12 protein-coding genes are annotated in these 15,544 nt (G+C 45.5%); 8 read left to right on the top strand and 4 right to left on the bottom strand.

Going from position 1 to position 15,544, the window contains the following annotated elements; all coding sequences use genetic code 11:
- Positions 1–997: 997 nt before the first annotated feature.
- The gene (locus GTH32_RS09660) at positions 998–1,207 is read right to left on the bottom strand and encodes a hypothetical protein (RefSeq protein ID WP_163085170.1); all 210 of its coding nucleotides are present in this window, start codon (positions 1,205–1,207) and stop codon (positions 998–1,000) included.
- A gap of 615 nt (positions 1,208–1,822) precedes the next feature.
- On the opposite strand from GTH32_RS09660, the gene GTH32_RS09665 reads away from it, so the two are divergent.
- A complete protein-coding gene (locus GTH32_RS09665) occupies positions 1,823–2,791 on the top strand; it encodes an integron integrase (RefSeq protein ID WP_163085172.1) in 969 nt (322 codons plus the stop codon).
- 106 nt (positions 2,792–2,897) lie between these two features.
- Here the strand turns inward: GTH32_RS09665 and fadA are convergent, their stop codons facing one another.
- A complete protein-coding gene (gene fadA / locus GTH32_RS09670) occupies positions 2,898–4,061 on the bottom strand; it encodes an acetyl-CoA C-acyltransferase FadA (protein WP_044055899.1) in 1,164 nt (387 codons plus the stop codon).
- An 18-nt stretch (positions 4,062–4,079) separates the two neighbouring features.
- Positions 4,080–6,230 carry a fatty acid oxidation complex subunit alpha FadB gene (gene fadB / locus GTH32_RS09675; protein ID WP_163085174.1) on the bottom strand — a complete coding sequence of 717 codons (2,151 nt, stop codon included), beginning with the start codon at positions 6,228–6,230 and terminating at the stop codon, positions 4,080–4,082.
- 433 nt (positions 6,231–6,663) lie between these two features.
- Between fadB and GTH32_RS19730 the strand changes: the two genes are divergently transcribed.
- The 3 genes from GTH32_RS19730 (at position 6,664) to GTH32_RS09690 (ending at position 11,026) form a co-directional block, all read left to right on the top strand.
- On the top strand, positions 6,664–8,733 hold the full coding sequence (locus GTH32_RS19730; protein WP_343033420.1) for a transglycosylase SLT domain-containing protein: 2,070 nt from the start codon (positions 6,664–6,666) through the stop codon (positions 8,731–8,733).
- Positions 8,734–8,846: 113 nt separating this feature from the next.
- Complete coding sequence (gene pepQ / locus GTH32_RS09685; protein WP_163085176.1) at positions 8,847–10,166, top strand: Xaa-Pro dipeptidase; 1,320 nt, start codon at positions 8,847–8,849, stop codon at positions 10,164–10,166.
- Positions 10,167–10,309: 143 nt separating this feature from the next.
- Positions 10,310–11,026, top strand: coding sequence for a ZIP family metal transporter (locus tag GTH32_RS09690; RefSeq protein WP_163085178.1), 717 nt, complete (start codon positions 10,310–10,312; stop codon positions 11,024–11,026).
- Between the two features lie 55 nt (positions 11,027–11,081).
- On the opposite strand, the gene ispB is transcribed toward GTH32_RS09690, so the two are convergent.
- The gene (gene ispB / locus GTH32_RS09695) at positions 11,082–12,056 is read right to left on the bottom strand and encodes an octaprenyl diphosphate synthase (protein WP_163085180.1); all 975 of its coding nucleotides are present in this window, start codon (positions 12,054–12,056) and stop codon (positions 11,082–11,084) included.
- 734 nt (positions 12,057–12,790) lie between these two features.
- On the opposite strand from ispB, the gene rplU reads away from it, so the two are divergent.
- From rplU to folA, 4 genes are all read left to right on the top strand, one after another.
- Positions 12,791–13,102: a 50S ribosomal protein L21 gene (gene rplU, locus GTH32_RS09700; protein ID WP_044055906.1), complete on the top strand. Its 312-nt coding sequence runs from the start codon at positions 12,791–12,793 to the stop codon at positions 13,100–13,102.
- Positions 13,103–13,117: 15 nt separating this feature from the next.
- The gene (gene rpmA / locus GTH32_RS09705) at positions 13,118–13,375 is read left to right on the top strand and encodes a 50S ribosomal protein L27 (RefSeq protein WP_163085182.1); all 258 of its coding nucleotides are present in this window, start codon (positions 13,118–13,120) and stop codon (positions 13,373–13,375) included.
- A 168-nt stretch (positions 13,376–13,543) separates the two neighbouring features.
- The gene (cgtA, locus tag GTH32_RS09710) at positions 13,544–14,710 is read left to right on the top strand and encodes an Obg family GTPase CgtA (protein WP_163085190.1); all 1,167 of its coding nucleotides are present in this window, start codon (positions 13,544–13,546) and stop codon (positions 14,708–14,710) included.
- Positions 14,711–15,033: 323 nt separating this feature from the next.
- Positions 15,034–15,537 (top strand): type 3 dihydrofolate reductase, encoded by a 504-nt coding sequence (gene folA / locus GTH32_RS09715; RefSeq protein WP_246223212.1) that lies wholly within the window; start codon positions 15,034–15,036, stop codon positions 15,535–15,537.
- The last annotated feature ends 7 nt before the right edge of the window (positions 15,538–15,544 follow it).

Below are 15,544 nucleotides of genomic sequence, written 5' to 3' on the forward strand. Positions count from 1 at the left end.
TGTATGACCTCCTCCAGCACCCTTTTTCCGAGCTCAGTATCCCACCGGTTCTTCAAAAAACGTTGAGTAACTAAGTCAAAAGTGAATCCTTCTCTATCCATCTACAGAGTCTCTATAAGGTATAACATTTAAGTTAAACGGCACGCTTGCTGAGCAAGAGAAACCCGCCGTTGGTATTCGTGTCCGTTTGAACGTTTTGTTATACGAACACGAGAATCGATGTAAGGCCTTTTACTAAGTTAATTCCGTGTACCTAGCAAATTTTCCCTGTTACTCAGCCGCCGCGCGAGCAGTCTATCGCAGTTTGAAAGCTACACTTTTAGCGTAAGCGAAGCCTTTATCAAGCCGCGTCTTATACGGCTTCGCTTACGCTAAAAGCGTGACATAAAAGCTCAAACGTTACTACTGACCTTTGGGCCTGTTTACGCAGTTCGCTACGAGTCAGGTGACCCTGGGAACCTGAATGCTCGTGCCGTATAACATTAAGCTAAGCGGCGCAGTTGCGTGGGGCATAATGGCGAAGCCGCCCCGCGTAAATGCGTCCGAGCGACCGAAGGGAGTGGTCTTAAGCGCTTTGTTAGAAGCAAAGCCAGTTCCTTTGGTCTGTTTAAAAACTGTTAAAGCCAGCATACGATTGATTGTTAACACAAACAAGCAAAACGACTGAGCAGTGTTGGTTTTGATTTGACTGAAGCTAGCCGCCATTTGAACTGCCAAACGCATTGGCGCTTACTGACTAAAAATAAGAGCTTTGCGATAAAGCGCCTAATGCGTGACCTATGAAGGTAATGCGGCGGATTTACACCTACCACAAGCCAGAGCGATGCTAATGAAAACAGGTGAGGGTAGTTGCACTGGGGTTTTTATATAGCCAAACGCAGCTTAGGCTGGCGCCTTATAACTTTTCAATAACGGGCGCAGACATGTGGGGCATAATGGCGAAGCCGCCCCGCGTGTATGCGTCCCAGCGAACGTAGTGAGTGAGTTTATTGGCTTGTTATGTGGCATGCTTATTCGAAGAAAGAATGCTAGCAGTAGCCAATACACTACCAATAAAGACACCGGCGATACAGAATGCTAGCCCGGCTTCTTGACCAGATAAAACACCAGACTGTAATTGCGAGTAAACAGGTGATAGACCGAAATAAGCGCCGACAGCACAGCCAATAAAGCTGAATGACAAACCAATTTTAGTTCCTAGTTTCATAGTTAAAAATCCTTCTTATCTTGATTTACCTTTGACACATAACATTTAAGTTAAACGGCACGCTTGCTGAGCAAGAGAAACCCGCCGTTGGTATTCGTGTCCGTTTGAACGTTTTGTTATACGAACACGAGAATCGATGTAAGGCCTTTTACTAAGTTAATTCCGTGTACCTAGCAAATTTTCCCTGTTACTCAGCCGCCGCGCGAGCAGTCTATCGCAGTTTGAAAGCTACACTTTTAGCGTAAGCGAAGCCTTTATCAAGCCGCGTCTTATACGGCTTCGCTTACGCTAAAAGCGTGACATAAAAGCTCAAACGTTACTACTGACCTTTGGGCCTGTTTACGCAGTTCGCTACGAGTCAGGTGACCCTGGGAACCTGAATGCTCGTGCCGTATAACAATTTAATGTACGGAAAAAATCCTTTATGCAACGTGGATAAAATCCGCATATAACTTTAATAATTTACTCACTTTCGCATGTAATGTCGTTTACATCAATATCCTATACTTTGTATCTGAAAACACTGTACTGAAGTACGGAAAGTTTCCTTTTTATTTTACGGTGCACTAAAAAGTCGTAATGCTGTGCTTATATACAGATAAAAAGTACCAACAAATGAAATCAATGTTCATGCAAATGGTGGTTGAGCATATGCGTAATCGTCGCTATGCCAAACGCACGATAGAGCTTTATAGCAAATGGATAATTAGCTTTATTCGCTTCAATGATAATAGGCATCCATCAGAGATGGGAGATAAAGACGTAGAGTTATTTCTGTCTTATTTGGTGAACAAGAAAAATGTCGCTCCCGCAACACAAGCGAGTGCGCTTAATGCATTGGCGTTTCTTTATCGCGATATATTGGAATGTCCACTGTCGTTAGAGCTAGACTTTGTTTCAAGTCGAAGGCAGGCCAAGTTACCTGTTGTACTAACGCAAGACGAGGTAGTTGCGCTATTTGAACAAATTCCTGCCAACCTAAAGCTCCCTATATCCCTACTATATGGCAGTGGTTTGCGTTTAATGGAGGCCGTAAGGCTGCGTGTTAAAGATATTGATTTCGACTACAACGCCATTCGTATATGGGATGGTAAAGGCGGAAAGCATCGCATCGTTACACTTGCGGCAGAATTGAAGCCGGGCCTTACTCGGCAAATAGCCATGGTGGAAAATTACTTAGCAGCTGATTTAGAAAACCCGAAATATGCTGGCGTTTATTTGCCGCATAGACTGCGGGTGAAATACAAAAATGCGCCAAGAGAATTAGGCTGGCATTATTTATTTCCGTCGTCTCGGTTATCTATAGATCCGGAGGGTAAGAAAGTACGCCGGCATCATATTGATGAATCGAGTATTCAGAAAGCCATACGAAATACGGCAAAAGCTTGCGACATTAAAAAGAAAGTGACGCCTCATACATTGCGCCATTCTTTTGCAACGCATTTGCTACAAGCGGGCGCCGACATAAGAACTGTGCAAACACAGCTTGGTCACTCTGATGTGAAAACTACGCAAATTTACACTCACGTGCTTCAGCAAGGCGCTCAGGGTGTGGTAAGTCCTTTATCTCGCGTATTAAAGTAATGTGCACATCAAGTTAACGTCAATAAAAAAGGGCCCGAAGGCCCTTTTCAATACTTAGCTATTTAAGCGCTCAGTTAAGCGCTAATTCAAATGCTTCGTCAAACGCTTATACACGCTCGAATACAGTAGCAATACCTTGGCCTAAACCAATACACATAGTCGCTAAGCCTAGGCTTACGTCTTGTGATTCCATTAGGTTGATAAGCGTACCTGAGATACGTGAACCAGAACAACCTAGCGGGTGACCTAGTGCAATAGCACCACCGTTAAGGTTAATCTTTGTATCTAGGTGGTCCATCCAACCTAGTTGCTTAATGCACGATAGCGCTTGTGCCGCGAACGCTTCGTTAAACTCGGCAAGCTCAATATCGTCCATCGTCAGGCCAGCGCGCTTAAGGGCCTTTTGTGTGGCTGGTACTGGGCCATAACCCATAATTGCCGCATCACAACCAGCCACCGCCATTGAGCGAATTTTCGCACGAGGCGTAAGGCCAAGCTCTTTTGCACGGTCTGCCGACATAAGCAGCATGCCAGATGCACCGTCAGACAGCGCAGAAGACGTACCCGCAGTAACAGTACCGTTTACAGGGTCGAATACTGGGCGAAGCGCCGCCATGCTCTCGGCTGTGCTTTCTGGGCGAATAACTTCATCGTAGTCAATAAGCTTTAATACGCCGTTTGCATCGTGGCCTTCAACAGGCACAATTTCGTTAGCCCAGCGGCCTTCAAGGTGTGCTTTATGCGCTAGCTGGTGGGAACGTGCGCCAAAGGCGTCTTGTTGTTCACGGGTAATCCCGTTTTGACGGCCAAGTAGCTCGGCAGTCATGCCCATCATACCCGACGCTTTCGCCGTATACTTAGCAAGGCCAGGGTGGAAGTCGATGTTATAGTTCATAGGTACATGGCCCATGTGCTCAACACCACCAATCATGTATATATCACCACGGCCAGTCATAATGCCGCTTGTGGCATCGTGAAGGGCTTGCATTGATGAACCACATAAACGGTTAACCGTTACCGCGCCTGTTGTGCGTGGAATTTGTGTTAATAGCTGCGCATTACGCGCAATGTTGAAGCCTTGTTCTTTCGTTTGCTGAACACAGCCCCAAATAATGTCTTCAATTTCCGCTGGGTTTACGCCAGGGTTACGCTCTAGTAGCGCGGTCATTAGTGCTGCAGAAAGGTCTTCTGCACGCACATTTCTGAAAACACCGTTTTTTGAACGACCCATAGGGGTACGTACGCAATCGATTACGACCACTTCTTTCATTAGTTTTTCCTCCGGGTCTTATGCGAAATAGGATTTACCAGCAGCGGCCATTTCACGAACGCCATCTGAAATCTGATAAATTGGACCAAGTTCAGCGTACTTGTCTGCCATCGCAACAAAGTTCGCCAAGCCAATGGTTTCAATCCAACGGAAAATACCACCGCGGAATGGAGGGAAACCTAAGCCGTAAAGTAGCGCCATGTCAGCTTCAGCTGCGCTATCTACAATGCCTTCTTCTAGGCAGCGAATTGCTTCGTTTGCCATAGGGATCATTAGGCGTGCAATAATGTCGTCGGCCTCAAAGTCTGTCTTTTCAGCTACGTGTGGCGCCATGAGTGCGTAGGCTTCTTCAGCAGGTGTTTTCTTAGGCTTGCCGCGCTTATCAACACCGTAGTTGTAGAAACCTTTACCGTTTTTCTGACCTAAACGCTCTTCTTTATAGAATAAGGTTACTGGGTCGTTATCTAGGCGCGCCATACGCTCTGGAATACCCGCGGCCATTACGTCTGCTGCATGATCGCCTGTGTCGATACCTACAACGTCCATAAGATACGCAGGACCCATCGGCCAGCCAAAGATTTTTTCCATAACTTTATCAACTGCTACAAAGTCAGCGCCGTCGATAAGTAGCTTACTGAAGCCCGCAAAATACGGGAACAATACGCGGTTTACTAAGAACCCTGGGCAGTCGTTAACCACAATAGGGGTTTTGCCCATTTTAAGCGTGGCAGCCACTACCGCATTAATGGTTTCTTCCGAGGTTTTTTCGCCGCGAATAATTTCAACGAGTGGCATGCGGTGCACTGGGTTGAAAAAGTGCATACCGCAGAAACGCTCTGGCTTGTCTAGGCTTTCTGCTAGCTGGTTAATAGAGATAGTCGAGGTGTTTGAACAGATAATAGCGTCGTCAGCGACATTCTCTTCAACCTCTTTAAGTACAATACCTTTCACTTTTGGGTTTTCTACCACCGCTTCAATAACAAGGTCTGCATCTTTAAGTGTACTGTACTCAAGGGTAGGTGTGATTGCGTTAAGCGTCTGCGCCATTTTGGTCGCATCAACTTTACCGCGCTTCATACCTTTACCAAGAATTTTCGCCGCTTCTGAAAGGCCAAGATCTAGTGCACCTTGATTAATGTCTTTCATAATAACTGGTGTGCCTTTCACGGCGCTTTGGTATGCAATACCACCGCCCATGATACCAGCACCGAGTACGGCGTTAAGCTTAGACTGCTTAGTGGCTGCTTTCGCTTGCTTCTTACCTTTGCTCTTAACAAGCTGGTCGGCAAGGAAAATACCTATTTGTGCTTTCGCCGCGTCGGTTTTCGCAAGTTCTACAAAGCCTTTATTTTCAAGCTTAAGCGCACCTTCACGGTCTAGTACAGAGGCTTTTTGCACTGTCTCAACCATTTTGTGCGGTGCTGGGTAATGTTTTCCAGCTTGCGCAAATACCATAGCTTGAGCAGTAGAGAAGCTCATCATGGCTTCGTTTTTGTTTAGCTGTAGTGGGGCTTTTTTAACCGCACGACGTGCTTGCCAATCAAACTTACCGTCTACGGCGTCTTTCACCATTGATAGTGCGCCTTCCACTAACGTTTCTGGTGCTACTACTGCGTCAACTGCGCCTTCAGCAAGGGCTTTCGCGCCTTTTCTGTCACGTCCAGTGGTCATCCATTCTAGGGCATTATCTGCGCCAATTAGGCGAGGTAAGCGAACGGTACCGCCAAAACCAGGCATCAGGCCTAGCTTAACTTCTGGTAAACCAATTGAAGCCGTGGTGTCTGCAATACGCATGTCACATGCCAATGCCATCTCACAACCGCCGCCTAGGGCAAAGCCATTAACTGCCGCGATAGTGGGGAAAGGTAAGTCTTCAAAGCGGTCAAACACTTGTGACGTGTTTGCCACCCACTGAAGAACTTCCGCTTCTTCCATTTCGAAGAGGCTGGTGAACTCAGTAATATCGGCCCCCACAATAAAAGTGCTTTTTGCGGAACGTACCACTAAGCCTTTTATGTCACCTTTGGCAAGTAGTGCTTGTGTTGCTTCATCAAGCTCGCTCACCGTTTGGCGATCAAACTTGTTCACCGAACCTTCGGCGTCAAACACCAGTTCAGCAAAGCCGTCGTCTAACTGACTGACGGAAAGACTTTTGCCTGTGTATATCATTATCATCTCCTTCGGCATTGGCCAGGATGTCAGCATGTTAATCCAACAACGTAAGTTGGCGGTATTAACTTACTAACGCGTTAGGGTGGCTAGATTCTTTACAAAACCACACAATTTTGCAACGAAAAATTCAAACATCTGTTTCAATCCTTCTAAGGTAGTGGTCGGATGACTTAAATTCAAGGGTTAAGTTTGAAATCAAGCTGCATTTAAACCATGGTGCTTGTATAATGAGCATTAACGGTGCAAAGCGCCAATCCAGCATAATAATAATGAACAATCAGAAACGTTATTATGTGTAAACAACATATAACGGGCTGGCACAACTACTTTTAGTGGCAAGGAACCACGCCGTAACTTTTACGGTCTTTACAACGCATCGCTGCAAGCACCTTCACGGTGTTTGAATGTTATTCAGGGTAGGAGTTCAATTGTGTCGAAAAAGAGTGTAACTGTCTGTCGTGGCCTTTCTGGGCACGTTTGTAACGCTAAACGCGGTAGCGCATTTTCGGCTGGGTTGCGTATAACATGGCTGTTTGTCTTCAGTATGCTGGTTTTCTCTCATCAGGCGGTGTCTTTAACATTACCGGCAGACAAGTTTGAAGAGGAACGGGCACAGTTTCTTACGCTAGAAAAAAATCTCAAATCTATGCCTGCGCATCGGCTATCTCTACTTGATAAAGACATACATGCGCTTGCTCATTATCCACTCTATCCTTATTTGCTACGTATAAAGCTACAGCGCACGATGACACTCAAAAATAAACGCGAAATAGAAGCGTTTCTTGAGTATTACAGCTCACAACCCGCCAGTTACGGTATGCGCTATCGGTGGCTAAATTATTTGGCCGCAAAAGGGCATGAGCATGCTTTTTTAGATAGCTACCGCGCGGGCATGGGAGCCAAACTTACCTGCCAAGCATTACATTATCAGTTGGATGAAACCGATAACCCTAAAGCGTTATTAACCGATGTTGATGCGCTTTGGTATCACGGAAAATCGCAGCCTGATGAATGCGATCCCTTATTTTATCAATGGCGCAAAAACGGGTTAATGACCCCTGAAAAAGTCATCAAACGCATCGAAATAGCCGCTACAGAAGGTAACCGTCGCATTCTTCCTTATCTAAGGCGTCAACTGCCAGATAACTTACAATATATCGCCGATGCCTGGCTTGCGGTAACCCGTGATGTAGGCGCGGTTAATTACGCGAAGCACTTTTCATTAAAAAACCCTAACCACGAGTCTAATGTGCTTACGTGGGCGATAGAAAAGCTAGCGTGGCGTAACCCAGAACAAGCGGTAAAAGCTTACAATACGTATATACCCAAAAACGTATTTAGTCAGCCTCAGTTGCATATTATTCGCCGCGCTATCGCCCTTAGCTATGCGCTAGATAGGCGCGCAGAGGCGGGGGAATGGTTGCAGATTGCCGATAAGCCCGGCGCTCGCGATGACGTAAAACTCTGGCATGTTTCTTACCTGCTCAGGCAACAGCAGTGGCAGCAAGTTTTAGCGGTTATTGCCAGCGCGAAGCCCGAACTGCAAGACGAGGAAAATTACCGCTATTGGCGGGCACGAGCGCTAGAAGCGCTAGGCAATACTATGCAGGCCACGGTGCTTTATCAGCAACTCGCCCAAGAACGTCACTACTATGGCTTCATGGCCAGCGCACGCATTGGCACTACGCCAAACCTTTCAAATAGTCCTGTTCCTCGTGATGGCTCAGCTATCGCGCGTTTAGCTACCACACCGGCAACTTTGCGGGCTCTTGAATTCTATCGGTTGGGACGGCGCACAGAGGCGCGCCGAGAATGGCGGTACTTATTATCTACCTTGCCAGATGAACAAGTTACCCATGCGGGAGTGTTAGCGTATGAATGGGGGCTGTACGACCAAGCTATTGTAAGTTTTGCAAAAAGCGGCTATTGGGATGATGTTCAGCGGCGCTTTCCGCTTGCGTTTGAAGATCATTTTAAACAACAAAGTTCAACGTACGAGGTACCGAACGCTTTAGCTATGGCTATCGCAAGACGCGAGAGCTCATTTAGAGCGGATGCGGTTTCCCCTGTCGGGGCGGCGGGTTTGATGCAATTGATGCCGGGCACTGCACGGTATGTGGCGAAAAAGAAGGTTAGCCAAGATACCCTGTTTAATGTGAAGGATAATGTAGAATTTGGGGTTCAATATTTACGCTATTTAATGGATAAGCTAGACAACAACCCGGTGTTGGTTTCTGCATCCTATAATGCAGGGTGGCGTAAAGTATTAGAATGGTTGCCCGCCGATGAGTCTTTGCCGGTTGATATTTGGATTGAAAATATCCCCTATCGAGAAACCCGGCATTACGTTAAGGCGGTTATGGCTTATCAACATATTTATGAGCAACAGCTCGGTAGCGATAAGAACATTTTTCCACAACTCGCCCAAGACGTGATCCCCACAACCCGGGCTATTACAACTCATCCTGTAACCGGTGACACACAGCTAGCCCCCCAATAATATAGGTACGTTAAGTTCACACAATGACACGGGCAACAAGGGGGCAGGGTAACTCTTACGTATTCTTCGTGGTACAATGTTAGGCAAATTCTAATGATGAAACACGAGGGTTTATGTCACAACATCAGGCATCCTACATAGAACATATCGAAGAACTTCAAACACGTACGCGCGAGGCGCTGCAGCGTGAAAGTTTAGATGGTCTTGTTATCCATTCTGGGCAAGGCAAACGCATATTCTTAGATGACAACCACTATCCGTTCAAAGTAAACCCCCAGTTTAAAGCCTGGCTGCCCGTTGTTGATAACCCAAATTGTTGGATAGTAACCAACGGTGTCGATAAGCCTACGCTGATATTTTATCGGCCAGAAGACTTTTGGCACAAGGTTCCCCCCGAGCCAAACGAATTTTGGACAACATGTTTTAACATCGTATTGTTGCAGCAAGCAGATGCGGTGGAAAAACACCTTCCTTATGATAAGTCTCGCTATGCCTATATAGGTGAGTATATTGAGGTAGCTAAAGCGCTCGGCTTTGAAAACGTAAACCCCGACCGGGTATTGCACTACCTACACTATCATCGCGCGTATAAAACCGATTACGAATTAAACTGCATGCGCGAAGCTAATAAGTTGGCGGTAGCAGGGCACAAAGCCGCTGAAACAGCATTTAGAGAAGGCAAAAGTGAGTTCGATATTAATTTAGCCTATGCTACTGCCTGTCGGCAGGGCGACAATGATGTGCCCTACACCAGCATCGTTGCCCTAAACGAACATGCTGCAATTTTACATTATATGCAATGCGATAACGTGGCCCCTATGCAATCTCGCTCGTTCCTTATCGATGCAGGCGCCAATTATCATGGGTATGCAGCCGACATCACACGCACCTACAGCCAAGATTCCGCCCTTTTTACCGACCTTATTAAAGCAGTAGACAAAGTAACGCTTACCCTTATTGATGGCTTAAAGCCGGGTGTAGCTTATACCGATATTCATTTATTGGCCCATGATGGCATAGCGCAAATTTTGCACGATACGGGTATTGTGAACCTTACCCCTGTGGAAATAGTTGAAAAAGGCATCACCCGTACCTTTTTCCCTCATGGTATTGGTCACTTCTTAGGTTTACAGGTACATGATGTGGGCGGGTTAGTGAATGATGATAGAGGTACCCCTAAACCTGCGCCTGAAGAACATCCGTTCTTGCGTTGTACGCGTATGGTTGAGCCTCGCCAGGTGTTTACTATTGAACCAGGTTTATACTTTATTGAAAGCTTATTGCGCGACCTAAAAGCCTCTCCAGAGTCTAAGTTTATAAACTGGTCTACCATTGACGCTTATAAGCCATTTGGTGGGATCCGTATCGAAGACAATATTATTGTGCATCGCGATAGCAATGAAAATATGACGCGAGACAATGGGTTAAACTAATCGCCTTTGTTTTTCGTAACGAATTGAAAGCATAAAAGAGCAGCAGCATACGCTGCTCTTTTTGATTGCTGGTGTTTTTTATCGGTCTTTGCACGCTATAAACCGTCGTTTGTGTTTAATCATTCATACCGAAAGGATTCTTTATGCAGCAAGCAGATATAGTAAGTTTGTTAATCGTTGCCTCAGTGGCGGGGCTAGCTATGCCGTTAGGGGCATTAATAGCAACTTACCAAGGAATACAACCTAAATGGCTGGAAAACGAGTTACGTCACGGCATCTTAGCCTTAGGGGCGGGCGCGTTAATTTCTGCCGTTGGCTTGGTGCTCGTTCCCGAAGGAATAAAAGATGTCTCGGTGATTACAGCGTTGTGTTGTTTTGTGGCGGGCGCCCTTGCTTTTATGGCATTAGATATTTATCTGGCCAAAAAGAAAAGCGCTGGCAGTCAACTAGCAGCAATGCTTAGCGACTTTGTGCCAGAATCGATTGCGTTAGGAACCACGGCTGCTTTAGGTGGAGGCACTTTATTGCTTGGTGTGCTTATCGCCGTTCAAAATTTGCCAGAAGGATTTAATGCGTACCGAGAAATGTTGCCTAAAAACAAACGCCGCAGTAGTAAGTTAATTATGTTGTTTGTGCTCATGGCATTACTTGGGCCTGTATTTAGCCTGTTAGGCTTCTACTATCTGGCACAATTCCCTGTGGTAATGAGTGGCATAATGTTGTTTGCAGCCGGTGGAATTTTATACTCGGTTTTTCAAGATATTGCGCCACAAATAAGAATGGAGAACCATTGGCTACCCCCATTGGGTGGCATTTTAGGGTTTCTCGTGGGTGTAGTAGGTCACATGTTAGAAGGTTAGTAGCAAAGATAATAAAGCAGCGCAACGAAAAAGGCGTGCGCTGCTTTTCTTAATATTAACTGGTACGTTCTACCGATATATGCGCTAAAGAAACCAGCGCTTCCTTATAGGGTGAATCGGGAATAGCACGTAGACTATCAATTGCCATTTGTACTTCTTTGTTTGCACAGCTTCGTGTGTACGCCAGCGCGCCGGTAGAGGCCATAATAGCTTGAATACGCGCTAAATGAGGTAGTCCGTTACTTTGTTCAATGGCCTCACGGATAAGTAAAGCATCGTCTTTATTCTCAGCATGCCACATAGCGTAGAGTAGCGGTAACGTTGGCTTACCTTCGGCTAAATCGTCACCCGCATTTTTGCCCATTTCATTGCTGTCTGCCATGTAATCTAAAATATCATCGGCAAGTTGGAACGCGGTCCCAAGGTGCTTGCCATATTCCTGCATAGCAAACTCGATTTCGGCGGGTTGATCGGTTAATACTGCGCTTAATTGTGTTGCGGCTTCAAATAATCGCGCTGTCTTTCCGTATATAACATCGAAATAGCGCGCTTCTGTGGTGCTCGCATCATTACAGTTCATTAACTGCAACACTTCACCTTCGGCAATCTGATTAGTGGCTTCCGATAAAATTTCCATCACTCGCATACGTTTTAAACTAACCATCATTTGAAATGAGCGAGTGTAAAGGAAATCACCAACAAGTACTGAGGCCTGATTGCCAAATATAGCATTGGCGGTTTCTCGGCCCCGGCGCATAGTAGATTCATCTACCACGTCATCATGCAGTAACGTTGCGGTATGAATAAATTCCACAATAGCGGCAAGTGTATGATGATCGTTATTCTCAATACCCATTGCACGCGCACTGAGCACGGTCAGTAATGGACGAAGGCGTTTGCCGCCACTGTTAACAATATAAAAGCCAAGCTGATTGATAAGAGCAACTTCAGAGTCTACCTGTTGCTGGATCAGCTGATTAACGGCCTGCATATCTTTATCAGACAATGTGCGGATTTGATTAATATCCATAGGCATGGGCGTAAAAACTTATCTTATTTCATAGGCATTAATAGGGGCTGATTGTACCTGAATAGCACTTACTATCCACCAAATTGTCTTAAAATATCGTTCCTTAACGCATTTTTTAACATGCTCCTGGTTGCAGCTTTCTCAGTTCTAATTCACAGGCACATAAAATATAAGACATTGTTAAGTTATATAATGCTGGGCATAAGATGATGTCTTTGCTTCTCATTTTGTAGCCTAGCCAGCAAAAATGTATTAAGACCACCATTTTTACATTATTAACGCCAATTTTAGGGCCTTTTTATAGCGTGTAAACGTGTATCTCGGCTAACACTTGTGATAACATTTCGACCAAATACACACATAACGCGTAGTGCGAAAAAGTCATTTCGTGGAGCGGATCATTTTTTAGATCATGGCATCACTTTGAGTGGATCACCACGGGATCGCTATGCGTGTAGAGGGCAACATCTTTGCTATAAGGGTGGTGTGTTTGCTGAATTTGTTTGTCAGATTTGTTGAATAGACAAGATGAGAATTTATAAAATACTCATCTACTTACTCGCGAATACACTGCTTAAAGCCGGGTTTTTTAACAAAATCGGGGCGAAATAGCAGAATGTTGGAAAAATAATCTATTTTTCTTTGAAACAGGGTTGTGGTTTGCGGATGTTTCACGTACAATTCGCGCCCTGTTTTTTGAATTGAAGCGTCAGTGACGCAGAGCGGAGTTAACTATGTACGCGGTTTTCCAAAGTGGCGGTAAACAACACCGTGTGGCCGAAGGCCAAACCGTTCGTCTTGAAAAAATCGAAGTAGCCCCAGGCGAAACGGTTGAATTTGACAAAGTTTTAATGGTAAGCAACGGTGACGACGTAAAAATCGGCACACCTATCGTTGCTGGTGGTAAGGTGACAGCTGAGGTTGTTACGCACGGTCGTGGCGATAAAGTAACTATCGTTAAGTTCCGTCGTCGTAAACATTCTCGCAAACAAGCGGGTCACCGTCAGTGGTTCACGGAAGTGAAAATCACTGGTATCAACGCATAATAGGAGCACGAACACATGGCACATAAAAAAGCTGGTGGTAGTACCAAAAACGGTCGTGATTCAGAGAGTAAACGCCTAGGTGTTAAACGCTTTGGTGGTGAATCTGTTCTTGCTGGTAACATCATTGTTCGTCAACGTGGTACTCGTTTCCACGCTGGTGACAACATGGGTATCGGTAAAGACCACACGTTGTTTGCACTAAAAGACGGCAAAGTTCAGTTTGATGTTAAAGGACCGAACAACCGTAAATTTGTAAGCATCGTAGCTGAGTAAGCGCGAAAGCTTCTCGCCGAACAGGCTTAGAAAAACCCCGCGCTTGCGGGGTTTTTTGTTTTATAGAGTTGGCGTCTTACTGAATAGGCGTTTTCGTGGTATTTGGTGTAAACTTAATAGTGCTAACTGAATGTAATAACCCTACGGCAAATTAGCCCGGAGTGATAAATGAAATTTGTAGATGAAGCTGAAATTCGTGTTGAAGCCGGAGATGGCGGCAATGGCGTAATTGGCTTTAGAAGGGAGAAATACGTACCCAGAGGTGGCCCCGATGGCGGTGATGGGGGCGATGGCGGCAGTGTTTACCTTGTTGCCGATGAAAACCTAAATACATTGATCGACTATCGCTTCGAGCGTTTTCACCGTGCAGAGCGTGGTAAAAATGGCCAAGGCGCAAATTGTATCGGTCGCGGCGGTGAAGATTTAGAAGTGAGTGTACCGGTAGGTACGCGTGCCACCGATGTAGACACTGGCGAAGTTCTCGGTGATTTAACTCATCACGGACAAAAGCTTAAAGTGGCACAAGGCGGCTTCCACGGGCTAGGTAATGCTCGTTTCAAAAGCAGTACTAACCGAGCACCTCGGCAAAAGACCAATGGTACGCCAGGTGAAATTCGTAATCTCAAGCTAGAGCTTATGCTGCTCGCCGATGTGGGCTTACTTGGTATGCCAAATGCGGGTAAATCTACTTTTATTCGCTCGGTGTCTGCCGCAAAACCAAAAGTAGCTGATTACCCTTTTACTACCTTAGTGCCTAACTTAGGTGTTGTGCGTCAGGACGCACAGCGTAGTTTCGTCGTCGCGGATATTCCCGGTCTTATTGAAGGTGCCGCCGATGGTGCAGGGCTAGGTATCCGCTTTTTGAAGCATTTAGAGCGTTGTCGTATTTTGTTACACGTGGTCGATTTACTTCCAGCTGATGAAAGCGACCCAGCGGAAAATGCCAAAGCCATTGTAGAAGAGCTTGAAAAGTACAGCCCTAAATTAGCCAGTAAACCCCGTTGGTTAGTGTTCAATAAGGTTGATCTCTTACTTGAAGAAGAAGCAGACGCACGCTGTGCTGAAATTGTTGAGCAATTAGAGTGGGATGGCCCTGTTTTTCAAATATCAGCGTTCCAGAAGCTAAACTTAGATCCCTTGTGTCAGCAAATAATGCAGTATCTTGAAAGTCTGCCTGCTGAAGACGAGGTAGAGGAAGAGACTAAGGAAGTTGAGTTTAAGTGGGATACCTACCATCGCAATACGCTAGATGCACAAGATGATCTTGGTGATGACTTAGATGACGATGACTGGGACGAAGATGATTACGATGTTGAAGTCGAGTACAGAAAATAGAGTACCGGAAATAGCGTACGGGAAATAGAGTACCGCAAATAGCTCCCCGTCTATTCGTTACTCAAAAAGCACGAACCCGCGTTCAGCGCATTTATGTTCGTGCTTTTTTTTGTCAATATATGGGCAGGCACAATAGTATTAGCGTAATACTTTAGATAGTGGGTTGTGTTATTCGCTCCCTAACTCATTCCATCCTTATGTTTTATTCACTATTTTCTTTACATTGGATTCTACGCATAGAGTAAAATAATCAGTATGATAGGGCAAAAACTAGGTGGTTTAACCCTAATAGCTCACCGAACCATGATGTACGAGAACGTTTAATGAAAATAGCGATGATTGCCGCTATGGCAGAAGACCGCGTAATAGGGGCAGATAATGATATGCCTTGGCATTTACCGGCAGATTTAAAGCACTTTAAGCAAACCACACTGGGAAAGCCGGTGATTATGGGACGAAAAACCTATGAATCTATCGGCCGCGCCTTACCGGGTAGGCCCAATATCGTTATAAGTACCCGTAAAGACTATCGGCTACAAGATGCACAGGTAGTAAATTCACCTCAGGCAGCGTTAGATAACGCGCAGACGCTAATGTCTAACGATACCCAAGAAGTCATGATTATAGGTGGAGGGAGTATTTATTCTGCGTTCTTAGATAAGGCTGATAAATTATATTTAACACATATCGATTTACAGGTAGAAGGCGATACCCAGTTTCCCGACTACCATAGTGTGGCCAACTGGCAAGAAGTTGAAAAAAGCGAGCATCAAAGTGATGAGCGCAACCCGCACAACTATACCTTTGTGACTTTGCAGCGCCAATAAAAAAACG

The sequence above is a fragment of the Alteromonas profundi genome (assembly GCF_010500865.1).
Lineage (GTDB): Bacteria > Pseudomonadota > Gammaproteobacteria > Enterobacterales > Alteromonadaceae > Alteromonas > Alteromonas profundi.

What these genes read in the sequence shown, in the direction of transcription:
- GTH32_RS09660 (WP_163085170.1), bottom strand. Translation starts at nt 1,207, where the DNA reads ATGAAACTAGGAACTAAAATTGGTTTGTCATTCAGCTTTATTGGCTGT.
- GTH32_RS09665 (WP_163085172.1), top strand. Translation starts at nt 1,823, where the DNA reads ATGAAATCAATGTTCATGCAAATGGTGGTTGAGCATATGCGTAATCGT.
- fadA (WP_044055899.1), bottom strand. Translation starts at nt 4,061, where the DNA reads ATGAAAGAAGTGGTCGTAATCGATTGCGTACGTACCCCTATGGGTCGT.
- fadB (WP_163085174.1), bottom strand. Translation starts at nt 6,230, where the DNA reads ATGATATACACAGGCAAAAGTCTTTCCGTCAGTCAGTTAGACGACGGC.
- pepQ (WP_163085176.1), top strand. Translation starts at nt 8,847, where the DNA reads ATGTCACAACATCAGGCATCCTACATAGAACATATCGAAGAACTTCAA.
- GTH32_RS09690 (WP_163085178.1), top strand. Translation starts at nt 10,310, where the DNA reads ATGCAGCAAGCAGATATAGTAAGTTTGTTAATCGTTGCCTCAGTGGCG.
- ispB (WP_163085180.1), bottom strand. Translation starts at nt 12,056, where the DNA reads ATGGATATTAATCAAATCCGCACATTGTCTGATAAAGATATGCAGGCC.
- rplU (WP_044055906.1), top strand. Translation starts at nt 12,791, where the DNA reads ATGTACGCGGTTTTCCAAAGTGGCGGTAAACAACACCGTGTGGCCGAA.
- rpmA (WP_163085182.1), top strand. Translation starts at nt 13,118, where the DNA reads ATGGCACATAAAAAAGCTGGTGGTAGTACCAAAAACGGTCGTGATTCA.
- cgtA (WP_163085190.1), top strand. Translation starts at nt 13,544, where the DNA reads ATGAAATTTGTAGATGAAGCTGAAATTCGTGTTGAAGCCGGAGATGGC.
- folA (WP_246223212.1), top strand. Translation starts at nt 15,034, where the DNA reads ATGAAAATAGCGATGATTGCCGCTATGGCAGAAGACCGCGTAATAGGG.